General features: G+C 59.4%; 3 protein-coding genes and 1 pseudogene. 1 reads left to right on the top strand and 3 read right to left on the bottom strand.

Annotation, left to right across the window (positions count from 1 at the left end; translation table 11 throughout):
* Window positions 1-48 precede the first annotated feature (48 nt).
* Window positions 49-933 carry a MarR family transcriptional regulator gene (locus BJP35_RS15755; RefSeq protein ID WP_014169985.1) on the top strand — a complete coding sequence of 295 codons (885 nt, stop codon included), beginning with the start codon at window positions 49-51 and terminating at the stop codon, window positions 931-933.
* Window positions 934-968: 35 nt separating this feature from the next.
* On the opposite strand, the gene BJP35_RS15750 is transcribed toward BJP35_RS15755, so the two are convergent.
* The 3 genes and pseudogenes from BJP35_RS15750 to BJP35_RS15740 all read right to left on the bottom strand — a co-directional run bounded on the left by BJP35_RS15750 (window position 969) and on the right by BJP35_RS15740 (window position 22,405).
* The gene (locus BJP35_RS15750) at window positions 969-2,144 is read right to left on the bottom strand and encodes an HlyD family type I secretion periplasmic adaptor subunit (protein ID WP_014169984.1); all 1,176 of its coding nucleotides are present in this window, start codon (window positions 2,142-2,144) and stop codon (window positions 969-971) included.
* Window positions 2,141-4,321, bottom strand: coding sequence for a type I secretion system permease/ATPase (locus BJP35_RS15745; RefSeq protein WP_020884205.1), 2,181 nt, complete (start codon window positions 4,319-4,321; stop codon window positions 2,141-2,143). The genes BJP35_RS15750 and BJP35_RS15745 overlap by 4 nt, the downstream gene beginning before the upstream one ends.
* A 76-nt stretch (window positions 4,322-4,397) precedes the next feature.
* Window positions 4,398-22,405 (bottom strand): annotated as a pseudogene (locus BJP35_RS15740) (Ig-like domain-containing protein).
* Between the last annotated feature and the right edge of the window lie 108 nt (window positions 22,406-22,513).

Genomic DNA, 22,513 nt, shown 5'->3' with positions numbered 1-22,513 from the left:
AGACTGGATACTTCATCTATCGGCTCATTCATATAAGAGACAAACGCTATGGATAATCATATCTCATCCAGGGCCTTGCTACATCGAAGGGATGTCATTAAAAACAATCCGCGATTCAGTGAGGCAATAACAGAGCACTACACCATTAATGACGCCATCTACAAAAAACAACCTTTGTTCTACAAAACGATGCTTCAGGAATCACGGTTCAACATTATTCTTTCCATGTGTTGTTTTATCTTTGGAAATCAGGCTGAGTCAGTATCAGAAATTAAAGAATTATGCTCCCGTTATAAAATTGCCAGCCCCAACAGTGTGATTGCGATCATCACCTTGCTCAGAACCACCGGGCGCATCAAGACCTGGCGCTGCAGTGAAGACAGACGCAAAACGAGAATCGCACCGACTGAAAAGGGACTTAATGAACTTAAACGCTACATGTCCGGCGCATTTTTGCCGGTAAGTATTCTTTTCCCAAAGTTTAATATCAACGTTAATCTGCTGGATAACGACATCCTGCGAAATAACTTTTTCCGTCGCGCAGCGGAATACCTTTTCAGGGGATTAACGTTCAGGAAGGTTTTGCCTGAAGTGGGATTGTTTATTGATAAAGACGGAGGGCGGATGATAATGTTATATCTTTACCTGCAGGCCATAAAAAATAAAACCGCACATGGTGCAGTAATACCTTATTCAGCCAACTTACTGGCTAAAGAATTTTTTGTTTCACGGATCCACGTCAACCGTATTATTAAATCGGCGCAAGAGGCGGGTTATCTTAAAGATCAGGGTGATGGCCAGATGTCGATTTACCCGGCGTTTATAGAACTGGTCGAAAACTATGCCGGATTATACTTCGCCTATGTGACTCACTATATCAACGTCGTTCCTAAAGAACGACGCCACGTTGTTAACGTAACGTCGACGGTATAATGTTTCTGGCGTTCGGTTTCCCGAACGCCCTTTGCTTACCGTTCCCGCAGTGCCTCTTTCGCCTTATTAAGCGGTTTCAACAGATAATCCAGAATCGTTTTACTGCCTGTTTTAATATCAACGGTCGCAATCATCCCCGGAAACACCGGGAAGGCTTTGCCTTGTCTATTGGTCAGATGGTTACTGTCAGTGCGGATATAGACCCGATAGTAATACACATCCCTTTTCACCTCATCCTGAAGCGTATCCGGCGAAATCATGGTCACCTCGCCCTCCAGCCCACCGTAAATGGAGTAGTCATAGGCGGTCACTTTCACCAGCGCTTTTTGTCCCGGATGAATAAAGGCGACATCGCGCGGCGAGATTTTCGCTTCAATCACCATCTGGTCATCAAGCGGAACCAGGCTCATCAGTTTGCCGTTTGGCGGAATCACCCCTCCCACGGTTGTCACGTCGATATCCTTAACGATCCCGCGCACCGGCGCATTGAAGGTCAGTCTCGTCAGCGAATCTTCACGCCCTTTCATCACCGAACGTTGCGCTTCAATCTCCGCATTCGCTTTCGCCAGCTCTTCACGGGCGCGAACGTAATACTGGTTTTTCATCTCGGTGATTTTGTTCTCAAGCTCATTTTTTTGACGCTCAAGACGTAACACCTCCACCTTACTGGCTGCCCCCTGCGTCACCAGCGGACGGGTCAGCGACAGCTCACGCTGCACCAGTTCGGCCCCCTGCCGTAACCCTGCCAGCCCTTTCTCAAGACTTTCGCGACGAGACTGATACAGCGCCGTTTCCTGTTTGACCAGTTCAACGTCATCATCCAACTCTGCCGGAAAAGCCAGTGCCGTGTCGTTCACTTCGGCCTTCAGACGCGAGGCGGTTGCCAGCGCGGCATTCAGGCGCGATTCACTCTCCAGCACGCTTGATTCGGTTTTCGTCCGGTCAAGCTGTGCCAGCTGCTGACCACGCTCAACGATGTCGCCTTCACGCACCAGCAAACTGTGAATAATGCCCCCCTCAAGGGACTGGATCACCTGCTCGTGCGAAGAGGGGATCACCTTGCCGCTACCGGTGGTGACCTCATCAAGGCTGAACAGGCTTGCCCAGGTGATAAATACCGCCAGCAGGGCGAACAGCGACCAGGCGACCCAGGTTGACCGCGGCAAGCGTGGCTCCTTCAGGCGGCTGTTGACGCGAGAGAAATCAGTCATGCTACGCCCTCCTCTGCTACTGGTGTCGGTTTCATGGTCACGGTACGCTGTGAGGCTTTTTGCGGCGCCATACCGTGCTGGCGAAGAATGGCGTCGCGCGGGCCATCCATGATCACCTTACCGTTTTCCAGCACGATGATACGGTCAACCAGTTCCAGAATAGGCAGACGATGGGTCGCGACCACCAGCGTCCGGCGCTTGCCCAACCACGGTTTAAGGTGCTGGATAAACTGCTTCTCACTCATCTCGTCAAGCCAGGCGGTAGGTTCATCCAGCAACAAAATGTTCGGAGAGGTGATCAGGGCGCGAGCCAGTAATAACGCCTGACGCTGCCCGCCGGACAGGCCCGCGCCGCCTTCGTTGATAATGTAGTTGAGCCCCATTTTCTGTTTGCGGACAAACTCCAGCGCACCACTGTTCACCAGCGCCTGATGGATCTCATCGTCGGTGGCCAGCGGGTTGCCCATCAGAATGTTGTCCCGCACGGAGCCAAAGAACAGCCGCGCCTGCTGGCTCAGCAGCTGCATGTCACGGCGCACGTCAGCCGGGTCCAGATGGTTCAACGCGATATCATCCAGCAGAATGCTGCCCTGCTGAGGCTCCTGCATCCCTGCCAGCAGCTGCAGCAGCGTGCTTTTGCCGGAGCCATTGCGTCCGAGCACCGCCACCCGCTCACCGGCGCGAATCTGCAGTTTGCTGATGTTCAGAACGGTGAGTTTTTCTTCATCGTCGTACCAGAACCCCACCTCTTCCAGCGCATAATCCCCCCGCAGATGGGCTTTGTGCACCTTCTTGCCCTGCTGAGGATCGTCAATCGGGCGCTGCATCAGATCGTCGAGTCCTTTACGCGCCACTTTCGCCGACTGCCAGCGGGAGAGCACGCCTGAAATTTGCGACAGCGGCGCGATGGTCCGGGACGCGAGAATAGAGGTCCCCACCAGCGCACCGGTGGTCATGTCCCCGCTGATAACCAGATAACACCCCACCAGCAGCACCACGGCATACACAATCGACTGCACCTCCTGCGTCCAGGTCAGCAACAGCCCGGTCAGCCAGCGCTGCTTCATGCCGACGTTAGCGGCAACATCATTGGTGTTATTCCACTGATTCTGGAAGCGCTGTTCAGCGCGCATCAGCTTGATGTCTTCAATGCCCTGAACCGCTTCCACCAGCGTGGCGTTACGAATGGCGGACTCGCGCATCCCTTCGCTGGACAGTTTGCCCAGCGGGCGCTGGACCAGCAGGCCCGGGATAAGCAGCAGCGGCACGGCAAGCAGGACAACCAGTACCAGCGGTCCGCCAATCATCCACAAAATGAACACAAACAGCAGGAAGAACGGCAGATCGGAGATGGCCGCAATGGTGGTGGACGTGATCAGTTCACGAACCGACTCCAGCTCGCGGATCTGGGCAATAAACGACCCGGTTGACTTAGAGCGGGCCCCGTTTTTAATCCGCAGCGCGTGTGCAAAAACGCGTTCAGAAATACGCAGGTCGGCGCGTTTACCCACCACATCCGAAATGTGCACGCGCAGCATGCGCATAATGAATTCGAAAACAATGGCGATCATTACGCCGCCAAACAGGACCCACAGCGTGGCTTCCGATTGCGAGGGCACTACCCTGTCATACACCTGCATGGAAAAGACCATGCCGGAAAGGGCCAGGACGTTAGCGACCAGCGCCACCAGCATAATATCGCTGTAGCGTCGCCAGTCCTTCAGGGCCAGCTGCCAGAACCAGTTTTTCTCATACGGTTTGATGTAATCATCCACCCGGGCATCCGGCGTGGACTCGAGCGGGCGCAGTACCAGCAGCCCTGTCAACCGTGAGCACAGCGCCTCACGCGTCAGCGTCGTCTCCAGGCCGCCGTCACCGCTGAACTGCAGGCTCACGTTGCCCTCGCTGTCCATGCGGTTAATGACCGCGATTTGCCCGCCGGTAAATTCCGCAAGCAGAGGTAAACGCCACGGGTCGAGGGAGACCGCGTCGGCCGCCACCATACGCATCCCTAACCCAAGCTGGCGTGCCATCTCTTCCAGCACCAGCTGGCGTGGAGACTGGCTTTCATGGTTAATCGTGACCCGAACATGCTCTGCCGAGAAGTCCAGCCGATAGTGCTTCGCGATGATGAGCATGCCCTGCAACCAGGGTTCGTACTGTGGATGTGTCTTCATAATGTTGTGAAATCTTTTATCGCTCTTCGTTGTAGCCACGCAAAAGGCCGCGAGGATCGCTCCTCGCGGCATAGTTTTACGCAATTAACAGTTGATGATTTGCCAGCAGCGTAGCCAGATCGGTCTGCACGCCGTTCAGCGTGACCAGCGTTGTGGGTGAGAACTGGCCGCCGCTACCGTCCAGGTCAACCTGGATTTCGGTATTGCTGCCGTTTTGCACCACGCGGATGTAATCGGTGATATTCCCCGCACTGCCGTCCAGCGTGGCGACCCCGTTCACATAGCTCGCTGAGCCCGTACCGGTGTAGCCGCTGCCTGAAAGCAGGTCGCGCAGGTCAATACGGTCCGTATCCGCCGTGCCTTCCCAGGTGCCTACCGTAAAGCCGTTCACCACATCACTGCCGTTACCGCCTGTGGCATTGGAGGCGTTGATCAACGTGTAGAGCAGCGTATCGTGACCGCCGCTGCCAATATTGAACGTGTCGTTACCGCCACGGCCTTCGAACTGGTTGTTACCACTGTTGCCGGTAATGACATCGTCAAAGTCCGAGCCGTTAATGCCCTCAATGTTCAGCAGGCGTGAGGTACCAAACCCGGTGTCCTGCGCGGTAGAAAGACGCAGGTCGACGGTCACGCCGGACGTCGCATTGCGGTAGTCCACCACGTCCATACCCCCGGTGTTGCTCCAGGTGTCGTGATCCGAGTGGGTCGTCCAGCCGCCGGAACCGTTATAGGTATACGTGCCGTCCTCGGCGATAAAGGTATCATTATACCCAGTACCGGTAAGTGTCCCGCTGTGCCCTCCGGTTGCTGCTTCGGCAGTGAGGACGTAGCCCTCTTTGCCGTTGCCGGCTTCCAGACCGCTCCAGGTGACGTTATCCGACACGCCATTGGTGATTTTCAGGATCTCGGCCGAGTAAGTTTCATTCGGATCCAGACCGTAGAAACTCACCAGTGCAGAGGTATCGTTCGAACCGATACCGGACTGGGCGTTGATGATCTGCGAGGCCACCAGTACGCCCGCCGCGTTATACAGATTGACCGTATTACCGTAGTAGGCGTTGATACCCTCACTGTCGACAATGTGCAGATGCATCGCCGTGCCGTCGGCAACGGTCTTGCTGTTTTGCACCAGCACCACTTTGCCGTTCTGCTGCGACACCAGCAGATCCTGCGCGCCGTCCCAGTTGTAATCCACGGCGGCCACACCGGTGACGTTCGCCAGTCCGGAAGCCAGCTGACTTGATGTCCAGCTTGAACCGTAACCGTTGTTGGTAAACAGGGTTGCGGTCTGCGATCCGCTGTAGGTACTGAGCTTGATGACGTCCATCTGGCCGTCAGCGTTCCAGTCCACCGCCACCGACAGATACCCTGCTGACGCGTTAGACGCCTCAACCGCGCTCTTGGTGGTGGACAGTTTCCCGGTACCGTCGTTGTAGTAGATCCCCCCGCCGTTGTTGTTGTAGCTGCTGCCCAGGTACAGATCCATGTAGCCATCGCCGTTGAAATCCGCCCACGTCATCGACGCCGCTGTGGTGGTATTCGCCACGTTTGCCACAAACACGTTAGTCAGGTTCTGACCGAGGGATAACGTCCCGTTACCGTTGTTGTTAATCACGGTAAGCGAGTACGCGCCGCTGCGGTTGGTGTGCTGAACCACATCCACGGTGCCGTCGTTATTCAGGTCGACGCCGGAGATTTCACGCATGGTGGTGAATTGTCCCCAGAACCCGGCGCCGCCATAGTTCCCATCCGGCGTGAGTACCCCCTTGTTGTTAATAAGGTAGGTAATGGAGTCCGCACCGGCATCGCCATACGCAAGGTCCAGATACCCGTCACCGGTTTTATCGTAGGCAATGACACCGCCGTACCAGATAGTGGTTCCCATACCCAGTTGGCTGGCGTTGTAAGTGCTGCCATCGTAGGTCCACATCACCTGTGTAGACCCGCCGTAGGTGGTTTCAGTCGCAAAGATGTCCTGCGTGCCGTTACGGTCGAAATCGGCGGCGGTCTGGCTTACGGCAGGGAAGCCACGCGTATTGGTTAGCGCGTTCGCCGCGTAGGTTGAATCATCACTGCTGGAATAGGACTGTCCGTTAGCAATGATATTCCACAGGCCGCTGCTGTTCATGCCGACGGTCATGGTCGAGTTTTCGCTGTTACCCGCCGTGGTGGCCCAGCTGGTATTCACCGTGGTGGTGTCAATCACCAGGCTGCCGCTCGCCGTCCCGGTGGTATTGCCGTTACCCGCGCTGCTCTTCACCTGTGCCGTTACGTTATAGCTGGCAACGCTCAGTGCATCGCTGTCCGGGATCTGCAGATACCAGGTGTTGTGATCCGGATCGACCACCACCGCGCCGCCCGTCTGCGAGGTGTAGGTTTTACCGTTCACATTCACCACCAGGTACTCGCCGTTCACCAGATCCGCGGAGACCGTTCCGCTGACAATCGGCGTGGTATCCGATGTTGTCTGCGCGGTAATTGCCGCCGTGGTGGTCGGGATACTGGTATCGACGTTCAGTACAAACCCGTCCGATTCCGTATAGTTACCGGCTTTATCGGTTACCCGCAGGATATACGTATGATTGCCATCGCTCAGGCCGTTATCCTGGAAGGACCAGCTTGCGCTACCGTTCATCGTGACCTTGCCCAGCAGGATCCCGTCACGATAAAGCTGCACAATCTCACCGTCATCCGGCGCGCGGTTCAGCGTTCCGTTGATCAGCGGCGAGCTGTCATCCGTCGCCATCGCGCTGCCAAAGGAGCCCAGACGCTCACCTTCGCCATCGGTATAGCTCACCACGGTTCCCACGGTGGTTGGCGGCGTGGTATCCACCGTCACCACCTGCGATGAGGTTGAGCCCACGTTGCCCGCCTGGTCGATAATCCGCACCTGATAGGTGTAATCACCGTCAGCCAGATCGCGGGTATCGGTGTAGCTCCAGCGCTGGTTGGTTACCGTTGCATCTGTCCAGGTATTCCCGCCGTCCAGGCTAATCTGCACGCGTTCATCATTGGCCAGCGCGCTGCCAAGCGAGCCGTTGAGCGTAAGCGTAGTGTCCATGGTGATGAAATCAGTGCCGGACTGCCCGGTATCTTCACTGATGCTGTCAATGGTGATGCCGTACTGAGGCGCATGGGTATCAACCGTGACCGTCTGCGACGTGGTAGCCCCGACGTTTCCGGCCAGATCGACCACCCGCACCTGATAGTTGTAGCTACCGTCGGCCAGGGTACGCGTGTCGTTATAGCTCCACTGTGTGCCATTCACCGTCGCGTTAACCCAGGTGGTGCCGCCATCCATACTGACCTGAACATACTCACCCGCACCGGGTTGCGCCCCCAGCGTCCCGTTCAGGGTGTATGACGTTGAACTGGTCAGGAAGTCGTTGTTGTCAAAGCCGGTATCCACGGTGATGTTATCCACGGTCACCGTAATCGCCGCATCCGGGGCGACCGTATCGACAGTCACCTGCTGATGGGCACTGGATCCCACGTTACCTGCGGCATCCACCACGCGCACATAATAGTCATAAGTGGCATTACCCAACGTACGGCCGTCCACGTAGTACCAGCTGTTGCCGGTGACAATCACGTTCTGCCAGGTCACGCCACCGTCGATGCTGATTTGCGCATATTCGCCGTCAGCCAGCGTCGCCCCGAGCGAGCCATGCAGCGTCAGCGAGGTATCATGGGTGATAAAGTCGCTGCTGCTCAGGCCAGTGTCATCGCTGATGCTGTCAATGGCGATGGTTTTACTGGCATCGGGTGCCACGGTATCAATGGTGACCACCTGGCTGGTGGTGGCGCTGATATTGCCCGCATCGTCAATCACGCGAAGCTGATAGTTATAATCGCCGTCCGCCAGCGTGCGGGTATCAACCCAGGTCCAGCTCAGTCCGCTGACGCTGACATCCGTCCAGGTTACGCCGCCGTCGAGGCTGATCTGCGCGTGATCGCCACTCCCCAGCGCCGCACCGAGCGTCCCTTTCAGGCTGATCTGGTTATCGCTGGTGATAAAGTCGCTGCCAGACAAACCGGTATCCTGACTGACGGAATCGACCGTAATGGTCGTCGCCGCAGGCGCGGTGAGATCCACCACCACGTTCTGGCTGTCCGTTGCCCCTACGTTACCCGCGTTATCAATCACGCGGACCTGGTACTGATACGTACCGTCCGTCAGGGTGCGGCCATCGGTGTAGCGCCAGGTGGTGCCCGTGACGGCCAGGTCAATCCAGCTCGCCCCGCCGTCCACGCTGATCTGCGCTTTCTCGTTATTGCCGAGCTGCGCGGTCAATGAACCGTTAACAATAATCTGGCTGTCGTTGGTGATGAAATCACTCGCGCTCAGCCCGGTATCGTTTTGCAGGGCGTCGATACTGATCCCCATTGACGGCGCGGTCAGATCCACGGTCACGGTGTGATCGTCGCTGGCAGTGTTACCGATGGTGTTACTCACCTGGGCATGGATCACATACGATCCTCCGTCTGCCAGCGCGGTCACGTCTGCACTGCCTACGGTGTAGTTCCAGCTACCGTCAGCCTGCACGGTTGTGGTGTAGGTTTTGCCGTTCAGGGTGATGGTCACCGTCTGGCCCGCAGGCGCGTCGGTGGTACCACTGACCACCAGAGGGGTACCATGTTCAGCGGCGCTGACGATATCGTCCTGCGCAAAGGTGTGGATAGTTATGGTCGGGACATCACCGTTCAGCGTCACGTCGTGCGTCGCGCTGCCCGGGTTACCGGCCTTGTCGTTCACCGTCGCCGTTAGGGTGTAATTCCCGTCGCTCAGGCCGAGGAAGTCATGTCCCGGCACAAAGACCGACCACGAGCCGTCCGCCCCCACGGTCGCCTGATAGTTGTGATCGTTGAAGGAAACCGTCACCGTCTGGCCCTCTTCCGCCGTGGTGGTGCCGCTGATGGTCTGGCCTGCCAGCTGCTCAGCGTTATTGACAATATCGTCATCCGCCACAGTGCCGATCGTTACGGTTGGCGCCACGGTATCCACCGTCAGGGTGTGAGTGGTCTGTCCGCTGTTACCCGCTTTATCGTTGACTGAAGCGGTCAGCGTCAGCGCCCCTTCATTCAGGGCCGCCAGGTCGGCGGCTGGCACATCCAGCGTCCACGTACCATCGTTCGCCACCGTTGCGCTGTAGGTTTTACCCCCCAGCGTTACGGTAACGGTCTGCCCGGCTTCCGCGCTGGTAGAACCGTGCACGGTCAGCGGCTGCTGTGCTTCTGCTGCATTTAACACGTCGTCGCCAGAGAGCGTATTCACGCCGATCACCGGCGCGGTGGTATCCACGCTGATGCTGTGCGTTGCCGACGCGCTGTTGCCCGCGCTGTCCTGGGCAGCAACGGAGACAGGATAATGTCCGCCATCGGTCAGTGCGCCCACATCAGCAGCCGGCACGGTAGTCGTCCAGGAGCCGTCGCTCTGAATGGTGGCGGTGTAGCTTTTACCGTTCAGGGTTACCGTGACCTGCGTCCCGCTGGCAAACTGTGCGCTCGAGCCGTTAATCACCAGCGAGGTTCCAGCTTCTGCCGCGTTGATCACGTCGTCGCCGGCAATGGTATTCACGGTCAGCGCCACCGAGGCCGTGTTGACCACCACATCATGGGTCTTCGTGCTGCTGTTGCCCGCACTGTCGGTAATGGTTGCGCTGAGGGTCGCAGTGCCGTCAGCCAGCGAGGAAATTACGCTGGCCGGTACGCCCACACTCCAGTTGCCGCTCGCATCCACCGTTGTCGTGTACTGATGAGACCCGACGGTAATCACCAGCCTGTCGCCGACGTTTGCACCGGTTGCACTACCGCTGACGATCTGCGCCTGCGCATGCTCCACGCTGTTGATCACATCATCAACGGCGACCGCGTTAAAGCTGATCACCGGTGGTGTGGTGTCAAGGGTAATGGCTTTATCCGCACTGCCTGGGTTACCGGCCGCATCGCTCACGCTAACCTGTACGGTGTAGCCGTTGTCGGCCATCGCAGTCAGGTCGGCCCCGGGCACATTCACACTCCACGTACCGCCTGCCTGAACCTGCGCGGTGTACTGCCTATCACCGAGCGTTACGGTGACCGTCTGACCCGCTTCTGCCGTGGTGGTGCCGGTGATGGCCACACCTGCAGACGCTTCGCTGGCGTTGATCACGTTGTCGCCGGCAACCGTATCAATCGTCACGCCAGGCGCGGTCGCATCGACGCTGTATTCGCGCCCTGCTGAGGCGCTGTTGCCGTTCACGTTGGTGACGCTCACCTGTACGCTGGCATCGCCGTCTTTCAGACCGGCCAGGTCAGCAGACGGTACCGTCGCCGTCCAGTTACCGCTGGCATCAACGGTGGCCGTGTAGTGCTTGCCGCCAAAGGTGATGCTGACGGTCTGGTTGGCTTCCACGTTGCTGGTGGTGCCGGAAAGCAGCAGATCTGCCCCTTTCTCCGCCGCGTTAATCACATCGTCAACGGCAATGGTATCAATGCTGATGGCGACGGCCGCCAGATCAACAGTGACGTCATGGCTGATGGTCACCAGGTTGCCCGTGGTGCTTTGGCCTGCAACGGTAACGGTTACCGTTCCTGCCGGCAGCGCGCTTACATCCGTCGCCGGAATAGCCGCGTTCCAGGTCCCGTCCGCCAGTACGGACGCCGCATAGGTTTTGCCGTTCACCGTTACCGTAAGCATGGTCCCCGCTGCCAGCCCATCGCTGGAGCCGCTGACAATCAGGTTCTGACCATGCTCAATGCTGTTGATCACATCGTCGCCTGCCACGGTATCGACTCGCAGGCCCGGCAGGCTGGCATCGATGGAGATATCACGCTCGCCGGAACCGGTATTGCCGTGTCCGTTGGTAACCGTTGCGGTGATGGTCAGGTCGCCATTACCCAGCGCGGTCAGCACGGACTGCGGGACATCAACGGACCAGCTCAGATCGCTCTGTACCGTTGTGGTGTAGGTATTGCCACCGACAGAGACCGTCACGGTATTACCCGCTTCGGCGTTCACCACTTTCCCGCCGATCGTCTGGCCTGCTGCCACTTCCGCCGCATTGATGACGTTGTCACCGGCCACGGTGTTGATGATGACGGTCGGCAGCGCGGTGTCGACCTGCAGGTTCGCCGTATTGCTGACGCTGTTTCCCACGGTGTTCGTCGCGGTTGCGCTCAGGGTGTAGTTCGCCTCACCCAGCGCGGCCAGATCCGCTGCCGGTATCGTCAGGCTCCAGCCGCCGTCCGCCGCGGTTGTTGCCGTGTACTGTTTACCGTTCAGGGTCACGGTGACCAGGGTACCTTCCGCAAGGTTGGCGCTGTTACCGCTGACGCTCAGATCCTGACCTGTCTCCACCGCGTTCAGCACGTTGTCGCCGCTGAGGGTATCGAAGCCCACGGAAGGCAGCCCGGTATCGACGGTCACGTTATGGGTGCCGGATCCGGTATTGCCTGCGGCATCGGTGACGCTGACGCTGACCGTCACGGTGCCATCCGGCTGCGGCCGGAAATCACGTTCGCCGGAACGCCGACGCTCCAGTTGCCCGCGGCGTCCAGCACGGTGGTGTAGGTCTGGCTGCCAAGGGTCACGGTGACTTTATCGCCCGCCGCCGCGCCGGTGGCGGAGCCGCTGACGATCTGCGCCTGCGCATGCTCAGCCACGTTAATCACGTCGTCGCCCGCCACGGTGTTGATGGTCACGACCGGCACCGTCACGTCAACAGCCAGGTTATGATCCACCGAGGCCGGGTTACCCGCCTTGTCACTGACGGCGGCCGTCACGGTCACGCTGCCGTCCGTAAGCGCCGCCAGGTCGGCTGCCGGAACGTCCAGCGTCCAGTTGCCGTCTGCGCCCACGGTGGTGGTGTAGTTCTTCCCGTTCAGGCTCACGGTGACCGTCTGGCCCGCTTCGGCGGTGCTGGTACCGGACACCGTCAGGTCAGCTTTCGCTTCGGTCGCATTCAGGATGTCGTCAGCCGCCAGGGTGTTAATCGTTACGGACGGCGCGGTGGTGTCCACGCTGTACTCGCGGCCCGCAGACGCGCTGTTGCCGTTGACGTTGGTGACGCTCACCTGCACGCTGGCATCGCCCTCTTTCAGACCGGCCAGGTCAGCAGACGGTACCGTCGCCGTCCAGTTACCGCTGGCATCGACAGTGGTGGTATAGATTTTACCGCCCATGGCGAGGGAGACGGTCTGTCCGGCTTCCACGTTGGTGGTCGCACCTGACAGCACCAGATCGGTCCCTTTTTCCGCCGCGTTAATCACGTCATCGGTAGCGATGGCGTTAATGCTGATCGCCACGGTCGCCAGATCCACCGTCACGTCGTGGCTGATGGTCATCGGGTTGCCCGTCGGGCTATCGCCGGTAACGGTAATTTTCACGGTGCCTTCCGGCCACGCGCTGACGTCTGCGGCCGGCACGGCTGTGTTCCAGGTCCCGTCCGCCAGTACGGACGCCGCATAGGTTTTGCCGTTCACGGTGACGGTCAGTGCCGTGCCCGCTGCCAGCCCATCGCTGGAGCCGCTGACAATCAGGTTCTGGCCATGCTCGATGCTGTTAATCACATCGTCGCCTGCCACGGTATCGACACGCAGGCCCGGCAGGCTGGCGTCAATGGTGATATCGCGTTCGCCGGAACCGGTATTGCCGTGTCCGTTGGTGACGGTGGCCGTCACGCTCAGTCCGCCGTTACCCAGCGCCGTCAGCACCTCTGAAGGCACGTTGACGGACCAGGTCAGGTCATCCTGCACCGTCGCCGTCCAGCTGTTACCGCCCATCGTAACGGTGACGGTATTGCCCGCTTCGGCGTGGGCAACGGTACCGCTCAGGGTTTGACCGGCAGCCACTTCCGCCGCATTGATCACGTTGTCACCGGCCACGGTGTTGATGATGACGGTTGGCAGCGCGGTGTCGACCTGCAGGTTCGCCGTATTGCTGACGCTGTTCCCCACGGTGTTCGTCGCGGTTGCGCTCAGGGTGTAGTTCGCCTCACCCAGCGCGGCCAGATCCGCTGCCGGTATCGTCAGGCTCCAGCCGCCGTCCGCCGCGGTTGTTGCCGTGTACTGTTTACCGTTCAGGGTCACGGTGACCAGGGTGCCTTCCGCAAGGTTGGCGCTGGTACCGCTGACGCTCAGATCCTGACCTTTCTCCACCGCGTTCAGCACATTGTCGCCACTCAGGGTATCGAAGCCCACGGAAGGCAGCCCGGTATCGACGGTCACGTTATGGGTGCCAGATCCGGTATTGCCCGCGGCATCGGTGACGCTGACGCTGACCGTCACGGTGCCGTCGCTGAGGCCTGAAATCACGTTCGCCGGAACGCCTACGCTCCAGTTACCCGCGGCGTCCAGCACGGTGGTGGAGGTCTGGCTGCCAAGGGTCACGGTGACTTTATCGCCCGGCGCCGCGCCGGTGGCGGAGCCGCTGACGATCTGCGCCTGCGCATGCTCAGCCACGTTAATCACGTCGTCGCCCGCCACGGTGTTGATGGTCACGACCGGTACCGTCACGTCAACAGCCAGGTTGTGAGCCACCGAGGCCGGGTTACACGCCTTGTCACTGACGGCGGCCGTCACGGTCACGCTGCCGTCCGTAAGCGCCGCCAGGTCGGCTGCCGGAACGTCCAGCGTCCAGTTGCCGTCTGCCCCCACGGTAGTGGTGTAGTCCTTCCCGTTCAGGCTTACAGTGACCGTCTGGCCCGCTTCGGCGGTGCTGGTACCGGACACCGTCAGGTCAGCTTTCGCTTCGGTCGCATTCAGGATGTCGTCAGCCGCCAGGGTGTTAATCGTTACGGACGGCGCGGTGGTGTCCACGCTGTACTCGCGGCCCGCAGACGCGCTGTTGCCGTTGACGTTGGTGACGCTCACCTGCACGCTGGCATCGCCCTCTTTCAGACCGGTCAGGTCAGCAGACGGCACCGTCGCCGTCCATTTGCCGTCGGCATCCACCGACGCCGTATAGGTTTTACCGCCGAAGAGGATGCTGACGGTCTGATTCTCCTCCACGTTGGAGGTGGTGCCAGAGAGCACCAGGTCCGCACCCTTCTCAGCCGCGTTAATCACATCATCCGTGGCAATGGCGTCAATCCCGATGGCGACCGCCGCAAGGTCCACCGTCACATTGTGGCTAATAGACACCGGCGTACCGGCGCTGTTCTGCCCCTCAACGGTGACAGCTACCGTGCCTGCCGCCAGCGCGCCAACATCGGCCGCCGGAAGAGCCGCACTCCAGGTGCCGTCAGCCAGCACGGTGGCCGGATAGGTTTTATTATTTACCGTTACGGTCAGTGCGGTCCCTGCCGCCAGTCCTTCGCTGGTGCCGGTCACGATCAGGTTCTGACCATGCTCGATGCTGTTGATCACATCGTCACCCGCTACGGTATCCACGCGCAGGCCCGGCAGGCTGGCATCGATGGTGATATCGCGCTCGCCGGTGCCGCTGTTGCCCACGCCGTTAGTCACGCTGGCGGTGACGGTCAGTTCGCCGTTACCCAGTGCGGTTAACACGGACTGCGGGACGTTGACGGACCAGGTCAGGTCATCCTGCACCGTTGCGGTCAGGGTGTTACCGCCGAGGGTCACGGTGACGGTGTTGCCCGCCTCGGCGTTCACCACGGTACCGCTGAGAGTCTGGCCGGTCGCCAGCTCCGCGGTATTGATAATATCGTCGCCAGCCACGGTGTTGATGGTGACACCCGGCAGGACAGACTCCACGTTCACGGTGTGAGTCACGCTGGTACTGTTGCCAACAGCATCGGTAGCAGACGCGGTGAGGGTGTAGATCGCTTCACCCAGTGCGCCGACCTGATCCGCCGGAACGGTAGCCGTCCACAGCCCGTTATCATCAACCGTCGCGCTGTAGGCTTTGCCGTTCAGCATCACGGTGACGAGCGCGCCCGCCGCCAGACCTGACGCGGTGCCGGTGAGGGTGAGATCCTGCGTTTTCTCGGTGCTATTGATGACATCGTCGTCTGAAACGGTGTCAATGGTCAGCACCGGAGCGGTAAGGTTGACGGCCACGTCGTGCGTCGCACTGTTGCTGTTGCCCGCTTTATCGGTCAGGGTCGCGGTGATGCTGTGATCCCCGGCGGCCAGAGCATTGACGTCGGCCGCAGGCACTCCCACGCTCCAGTTGCCCGCGGCATCCAGCGTGGCGGTGTAAGATTTATTATTGATGGCGACGGTGACCACATCACCCGCTGCCGCGCCGGTGACAGACCCGGTGACAATCAACGCCTGCGCGTGCTCAACGCTGTTGATGACGTCGTCATCCGAAACGGTGTGAATGGTCAACTGTGGCACCGTGATATCCACCAGCACGTCACGATCCACCGAGGCCGGGTTACCCGCTTTGTCGGATACCGCCGCGGTGATGGTGTAGTTTCCGTCGGTAATGCCGCTCAGGTCGGTTGACGGTACGCTCAGGCTCCAGCTGCCATCCGCCTGCACGGTGGTGGTGTAATCCTTGCCGTTCAGCGTCACGGTCACGGTCTGTCCCGCTTCCGCGTTTGTGATGCCGTTAACCACCAAATCCTGCTGCGCTTCAGACGCATTAATGATGTTGTTGTCGCTGACAATGTCGATAGAGACCGTCGGCGCGGTCGTATCCACGCTGTATTCACGGCCCGCTGACGCGCTGTTGCCGTTCACGTTGGTAACGCTAACCTGCACGCTGGCATCGCCCTCCTTCAGGCTGCCTAAATCAGCAGAAGGCACGGTAGCGGTCCAGTTACCGCTGGCATCCACGGTCGCGGTGTAAGACTTGCCGCCGAAGGTGATATACACGGTCTGGTTGGCTTCGACGTTGGTGGTGGTACCCGACAGGACCAGGTCCGTGCCTTTTTCCGCCGCGTTGATCACGTCGTCGGTGGCAATCGCATTGACGCTGATCGCCACCGCGGCCAGATCGACCGTGACGTCATGCGCGATCGTCACCGGGTTTCCTGCGGTGCTCTGACCCTCAACGGTTACCGTCACCTTGCCTGCGTTCAGCGCGCTGACGTCGGCGGCCGGGATCGCTGCCGCCCAGGTTCCGTCGGCCAGAACCGTCGCGGCATAGGTTTTACCATTGACGGTCACCGTCAACGCGGAGCCGGTTTTCAGCCCATCACTGGAGCCGCTAATAATCAGGTTTTGACCATGCTCGATGCTGTTAATCACATCGTCGCCCGCCACGGTATCGACCCGCAGACCCGGCAGGTTGGCATCAATGGTGATGTCGCGGCTGCCGGAGCCGGTATTGCCGTGACCGTTAGTGACGCTTGCCGTCACGGTCAAATCGCCGTTGCCAATGGCCTTTAAGACTTCAGGCGGCACATTGACCGACCAGCTCAGATCATCCTCAACGGTGGCGGTCCAGGTGTTGCCCCCCATTGAAATCGTGACAGTGTCACCACTTGCGGCACCGCTGACTTTTCCGCTCAGGGTCTGTCCCGCAGTCACTTCCGCCGCATTGATGACATCATCAATGGCGACAGCGTTAATGGTCACCACCGGTAGCGCACTGTCGACAAGTGCCTGATGGCTGGTGCTCGCGCTGTTGCCTGCTGTATCGGTCACGCTCGCGGTGACCGTGTAGTTCGCTTCGCCCAGCGCCGAGACGTTTGCTGCCGGTACCGTCACGCTCCAGTTGCCGCTGGCGTCAGTCGTGGCCGTGTAGTTAATGCCATTCAGGGTCACGACGATCGTGGTGCCGTCCGGCTGGTTGCTGGTGCCGGAAAGTTGCAGATCTTCGCCTTTCTCGATGGCATTGATCACATCATCGCCCGCAACGGTATTGATAGCGATAACCGGAGCGGTCAGGGAAACCGCAATCTCATGCGTCTGCGTGGTGCTGTTGCCCGCTTTGTCGGTGAGGGTCGCAGACATCGTATGGTCGCCATTGCCCAGCGCGCCCGCGTCAGCCGCCGGAATACCCATACTCCAGTTGCCGGACGCGTCCAGCATTGCGCTGTAATTTTTACCGTTCAGCGTCACGGTGATCACGTCGCCTGCCTGTGCCCCGGTGACTGTGCCAGAAACGATCAGCGCCTGACCGTGTTCAGCAATATTCAGAATGTCATCACCGGCAACGGTGTTGAAGGTGATCTGCGGCACGGTAGTGTCCACCAGCACAGACGCATCCGTGCTGGCCGGGTTACCGGCTTTATCCGACACGGCCGCCGTAACGACGGCAGTGCCGTCGGTGATACCGGCCAGATCGGCTGCCGGCACGTCAAGCGTCCAGCTGCCGTCAGCCTGTACCTGTGCGGTGTATTGATTGCCATTAAAGGTCACCGTGACCGTCTGCCCCGCTTCGGCAGTCGAGGTGCCGCTCAGGGTGAGATCCTGTGCCGCCTCTGCCGCATTGAGCATGTTGTCGTGACTGACCGTATTGATGGTGACCGTCGGCGCAGTGGTATCGACGCTGAATTCGTGTGACGAAGAGGCCGGGTTGCCATTCACGTTGCTCACGCTCACCTGAACGCGGGCATCGCCCTCTTTCAGGCCGCTTACATCCGCAGCCGGAACGGTGTAAGCCCAGTTGCCATTCGCATCCACGGTGGTGGTGTAGCTTTTGCCACCAAAGGTGACCGTCACCGTCTGACCGGCTTCGACCCCAGACGTGGTGCCGGAGAGCGCCAGATCGTGTCCCTTCTCTGCCGCATTCAGCACGTTATCAGGGGTCACGCTGTTAACGCTTATCGCGACCGGGGCGAGATCGACATCCACGACGGTCCCGATATTCACCGGGTTGGCGGAAGCATCCTGTGCGCGGGCTGTAATGTCGAGAGGACCGTCCGCCCACTGGCTGACATCCGCCGCAGGCACAGCCGCTTTCCAGGTTCCGTCGGCCAGGACCGTGGCGACGTACTCAATGTTGTTAATGGTCACGGTAACGCTGCTGCCCGCCGCCAGATCGGTGCTGGTACCGGAAACAATCAGGTTCTGCCCATGCTCGATGATATTGATAACATCGTCGCCCGCCACGGTATCAATACGCAGACCAGGCAACTGGGCGTCGATGGTGAAGTCCAGCGCGGCAGAACCGGTGTTTCCGTGCGCATTCGTCACGCTGGCCGTAACCGTCAACTCTCCGTTACCGAGCGCGGTTAACTGGCTCTGGGTTAACGGCAGGCTCCAGGTAAGATCGTCCTGCACCGCAACGGTATACGTCTGGCCGCCCAGGGTAAGGGTGACAATGTCGCCTGCCGCCGCGTTGGCGACTTTCCCCGTCAGGGTCTGGCCTGCCGCCAGTTCCGCCGCGTTGATGATGTTATCGCCCGCCAGCGTGTTGAGCGTGACCACCGGCAGCGAGCTGTCTACCAGCACATCGTGCGTGGCCGACGCGCTGTTACCCACACTGTCCGTGACGCTCGCCGTCACCGTGTAGTGCGCCTCGCCCAGCGCGCTTACTGCGGAGGCCGGTACGGTAACACGCCAGTTACCGCTGGCATCCGTAATGGCGGTGTAGTGAATGCCATTCAGGGCCACGGTGATCGGGGTGCCTTCTGGCTGGTTGCTGGTTCCGGAAAGCAGCAGGTTTTCGCCTTTTTCCGTGGCGTTAATCACGTCGTCCGCCGCCAGAGTGTGAATACCTATCTGCGGCGTCACGGTATTAACCACCACCTCCAGCGTACTGCTGCCGGTGTTGCCAGATTGATCGGTCACAGAGACCGTAATCGTCCAGGTTCCGTCCGCCAGGCCCTGTACCACAGACGCAGGCAGGCCGAGGCTCCAGTTGCCCGCCGCATCCACCACAGTGGTGTAATCCACGTTATTGATGGTCACCGTGACCCAATCACCCGCTGCCGCTCCGGTCACGGAGCCGCTGAGGACCTGCGCCTGGGTATGGGCAAGCTGGTTTATGGTATTGGTATCGGTGACAAAATCGTTAATGGTCACCTGCGGTACGGTGGCATCCACCAGCCCGACGCGATCCGTGCTGCTGCTGTTACCTGCCACATCGCTCACGGTTGCCGTTACCGTGACGGTGCCATCGGCCAGTGCGCCGACGTCCGCGGCAGGTACTGTCAGTTGCCAGCTACCGTCATGTTGAACGGTGGTCTGGTAGGTTTTACCGTCCAGCGCGACGGTGACCGTCTGGCCCGCTTCCGCCGTGCTGCTACCGCTTAACACGATATCCTGCTGCGCTTCGGCAGCACTGATGATGTTGTCATCGGTCAGATTATTGATCGTGATGTCCGGAGGCAGCGTATCGACCGTCACCACGCGCGACGCATCGGCGCTGTTGCCGTTAACGTTCGTCACGCTGACGCTCACCTGCGCGCGGCCGTCAATCAACGTTTCCATGGCGCTGGCCGGTACGGTCAGGCTCCAGGAGCCGTCCTGCTGCACCTGCGCGGTATAGGTCCGTTCGGCGAATTTCACCACCACAGTCTGCCCGGCTTCCACGCCCTGCGTCTGGCCAGAGAGCGTGAGATCGCTGCCTTTTTCCGCCGCGTTCAGCCGGTCATCACCGGAGATGACATCAACAGTAACCGCCACGGCGTTCAGGTCGAGTTCGATCGGATGTTCAGCGGTAACGGCATTGCCCCACGCATCTTCTGCACTGACGTGCACCGCGATATGGCCCGGCGTCCAGGACTGGAGGTCGCTCGCCGGGACACCAATCTGCCAGCCACCGGTGGCGTTGACCACGGTGACATAGTCGACGTTATTGATGGTGACGGTGATCTGCGTGCCTGCGGCCAGATGGCTGCTGGAGCCGGTCACGGTAAGATCCTGATGCTGCTCAATGGCATTGATCACGTCATCACCGGAAAGGGTGTTAACGCGCAGACCCGGCAGCGCCGCGTTGATATTGATATCGCGCTCGCCGCTGCCCGTATTGCCGTGGCTGTTGGTGACTGACGCGGTAATGGTCAGGTCGCCGTCGCCGAATGCCCTGAGATCCGCAGACGGGATAGTGAGGTTCCAGGTCAGATCGCTACCCACGGTGGCGCTGTAATGCTTGCCGCCAACGGAAACAGAGACCGTATCCCCTGCCGCTGCACCCGTGACACGACCGCTGATCGTTTGATCGGCGGCCACTTCGGCGTTATTCACCCGGTTGTCGCCGGCAAAGGTATTGATGACCACCTGTGGCAACACGGTATCAACCAGCAGTGTGGCCTCCGCTGAGCCGCTGTTGCCCACGCTGTCGGTACCGCTGACGCTGATGGTGTACAGCGTGTTCGCCAGTTGCAGGACGTCGGAAACCGGTACCTGAACTGACCAGCTCCCGTTCTCGACAACGGTTTGATAATTGACGTTGTTCAGCGTCACGGTGATGGCGCTGCCGTCTGGCAGCGTGCTGGTGCCGGTCAGGCTCAGCGGCTGCATAGCCTCCTGAGCATTGAGAACGTTATCCTGGCTGATGGCATGAACGGTAAATTCCGGTGGGTTACCGCTCAGCGTAATGCCGTGTGTGGCGCTGCCGGTATTGCCCGCGGCATCGGTAACGGAAACCGTAATGTTGTGGTTGCCTTCTCCCAGTAAGCCCAGCACGGACGCAGGCACACCCACGCTCCAGCTGCCGTCCGCCTGCACCACACCGGTGAAGGTCTGACCGCCAACGGTTACGCTCACGACATCCCCTGCTGCGGCACCGCTCGCCGTACCGGAAATAATCTGCGCCTGGCCCTGCTCGCTGGTATTGAGGATATTGTCTTCAGCAACGGTGTTAATCGTCACGACCGGGGCGGTGGTGTCCACGGTGAAATCGACGGTCGTGGAAGATCCGTTCCCCGCTTTATCGCTGACGTTCACCGTTAGCGTATGGTCGCCATTCGCCAGCGATTGCACCTCGCTGGCGGGCAGCGTAACGGACCACGTGCCATTGCTCCCCACCGTGGCGGTATGATTTTTCCCGTTGAGCGTTACCGTCACAATCTGGCCGGCTTCCGCATCGGTTTTACCGGTGAGCGTCAGCGTCTGGTTGTGCTCAGCCGCGTTGATGATGTTGTCCTGCGCAATCGTATCAACAGAAAGCGCTGGCGCGTTGGTATCCACACCTATCGTCTGGCTGCCGCTCACGGTATTGCCCGCGGCGTCTTTACCGCTGACGTTCACCGTCCAGGTGCCGTCACCCAGCGCCTGTGCATCCGCGGCAGGCACGTTCACACTCCATGCGCCGCCGGCCCCCACTTCCGCCGTGTAGGTTTTGCCGTTCAGCGTGACGGTAAGCCCGGTTCCCTGCGCCAGATTTTTGCTGGTGCCGGAAAGCGTAAAGCCAGCGGAGTGTTCGCTGGCATTGATCACGTTGTCACCGGCCGTTGTCCCCAGCGTGATGCTGGCGTCAGCGGTAGAGATTGTGACGGTAATGCTGCCCGCCTGCGTCGTTTTGCTCCCGTCGATTTGCACGACAGACCAGGTATGTTCGCCGTCAGCCTGAGTCGGGAGTTTTACGGTCCAGGTACCCTCTTTCCCGACCATAGTGCTGGCAATGGTGCTTCCGCTGCTGTCTTTAACCTGAATGGTCGCGCCCGGCTGCCCGGTACCGCTAAAGGTTGGGGTGTTGTCGTCCGTGATCGCTTTGCCACTCAGCACACCCTGCTTATCACCCGCGTTGTCCGTCAGCAAAAAGGTCGGCGTCGCGCTTTCAACATCTTTGGTGTTGTCGATGACTTTGGTTTTGGTTTCGCCGTCACCCCCGTGCGCCAGCAGTGCGCCAATGGCACCGCCGCCCAACGCAGCGCCTGCAATCCATCCCCATGGCGCGTCATTGAGAACGCTTCCCTGCTCAAGGAAAGGCTCAATGCTGGCAACCGGCGTAGCCTGCGCGGTTAACTCGGTAACAGCAACGCCAGACGCTTCCCCGGCATCGGCAAAAGAAATATGCGTCAGTTCCTGCTGATCGTTGAAGACCAGTTCTGATTGATTATGGGTCTGCGGATCTTCAACAAAATAGTTATTGCAGCGAATAACGCTGCCGTCTTTCATATAAATAAGCAGGTCTTTACCCTGGCGAACATAACGCACAACATCCTGAGCAGAACCCTGAATTTCAATCACACTTGGCGAAGAAATAGAAACCGACAAATTACCCTCTCCGGTTAATTTCGTTTTCTCGGCCGTTTTGCGAATGATGACATCAACAATTTTTACGTTACTCATTTTCCTCTCCTTGCAGGTGTCCGGATTCCTGTGGATATGTCCACCAAATGGATGTAGCTATCCCTGGGAAAAAGCACCCATTATTTTCTTACTTATTTCGCACAAAAA

Source organism: Enterobacter sp. J49 (assembly GCF_002148625.1).
Lineage (GTDB): Bacteria > Pseudomonadota > Gammaproteobacteria > Enterobacterales > Enterobacteriaceae > Enterobacter > Enterobacter ludwigii.
Note: the sequence above shows the minus strand (reverse complement) of the source record. Positions and strands in the feature narration are given on the sequence as shown.

Bases quoted from the DNA above. Each gene is read 5' to 3' on its own strand.
- BJP35_RS15750 (WP_014169984.1), bottom strand. From the start codon at position 2,144: ATGACTGATTTCTCTCGCGTCAACAGCCGCCTGAAGGAGCCACGCTTG.
- BJP35_RS15755 (WP_014169985.1), top strand. From the start codon at position 49: ATGGATAATCATATCTCATCCAGGGCCTTGCTACATCGAAGGGATGTC.
- BJP35_RS15745 (WP_020884205.1), bottom strand. From the start codon at position 4,321: ATGAAGACACATCCACAGTACGAACCCTGGTTGCAGGGCATGCTCATC.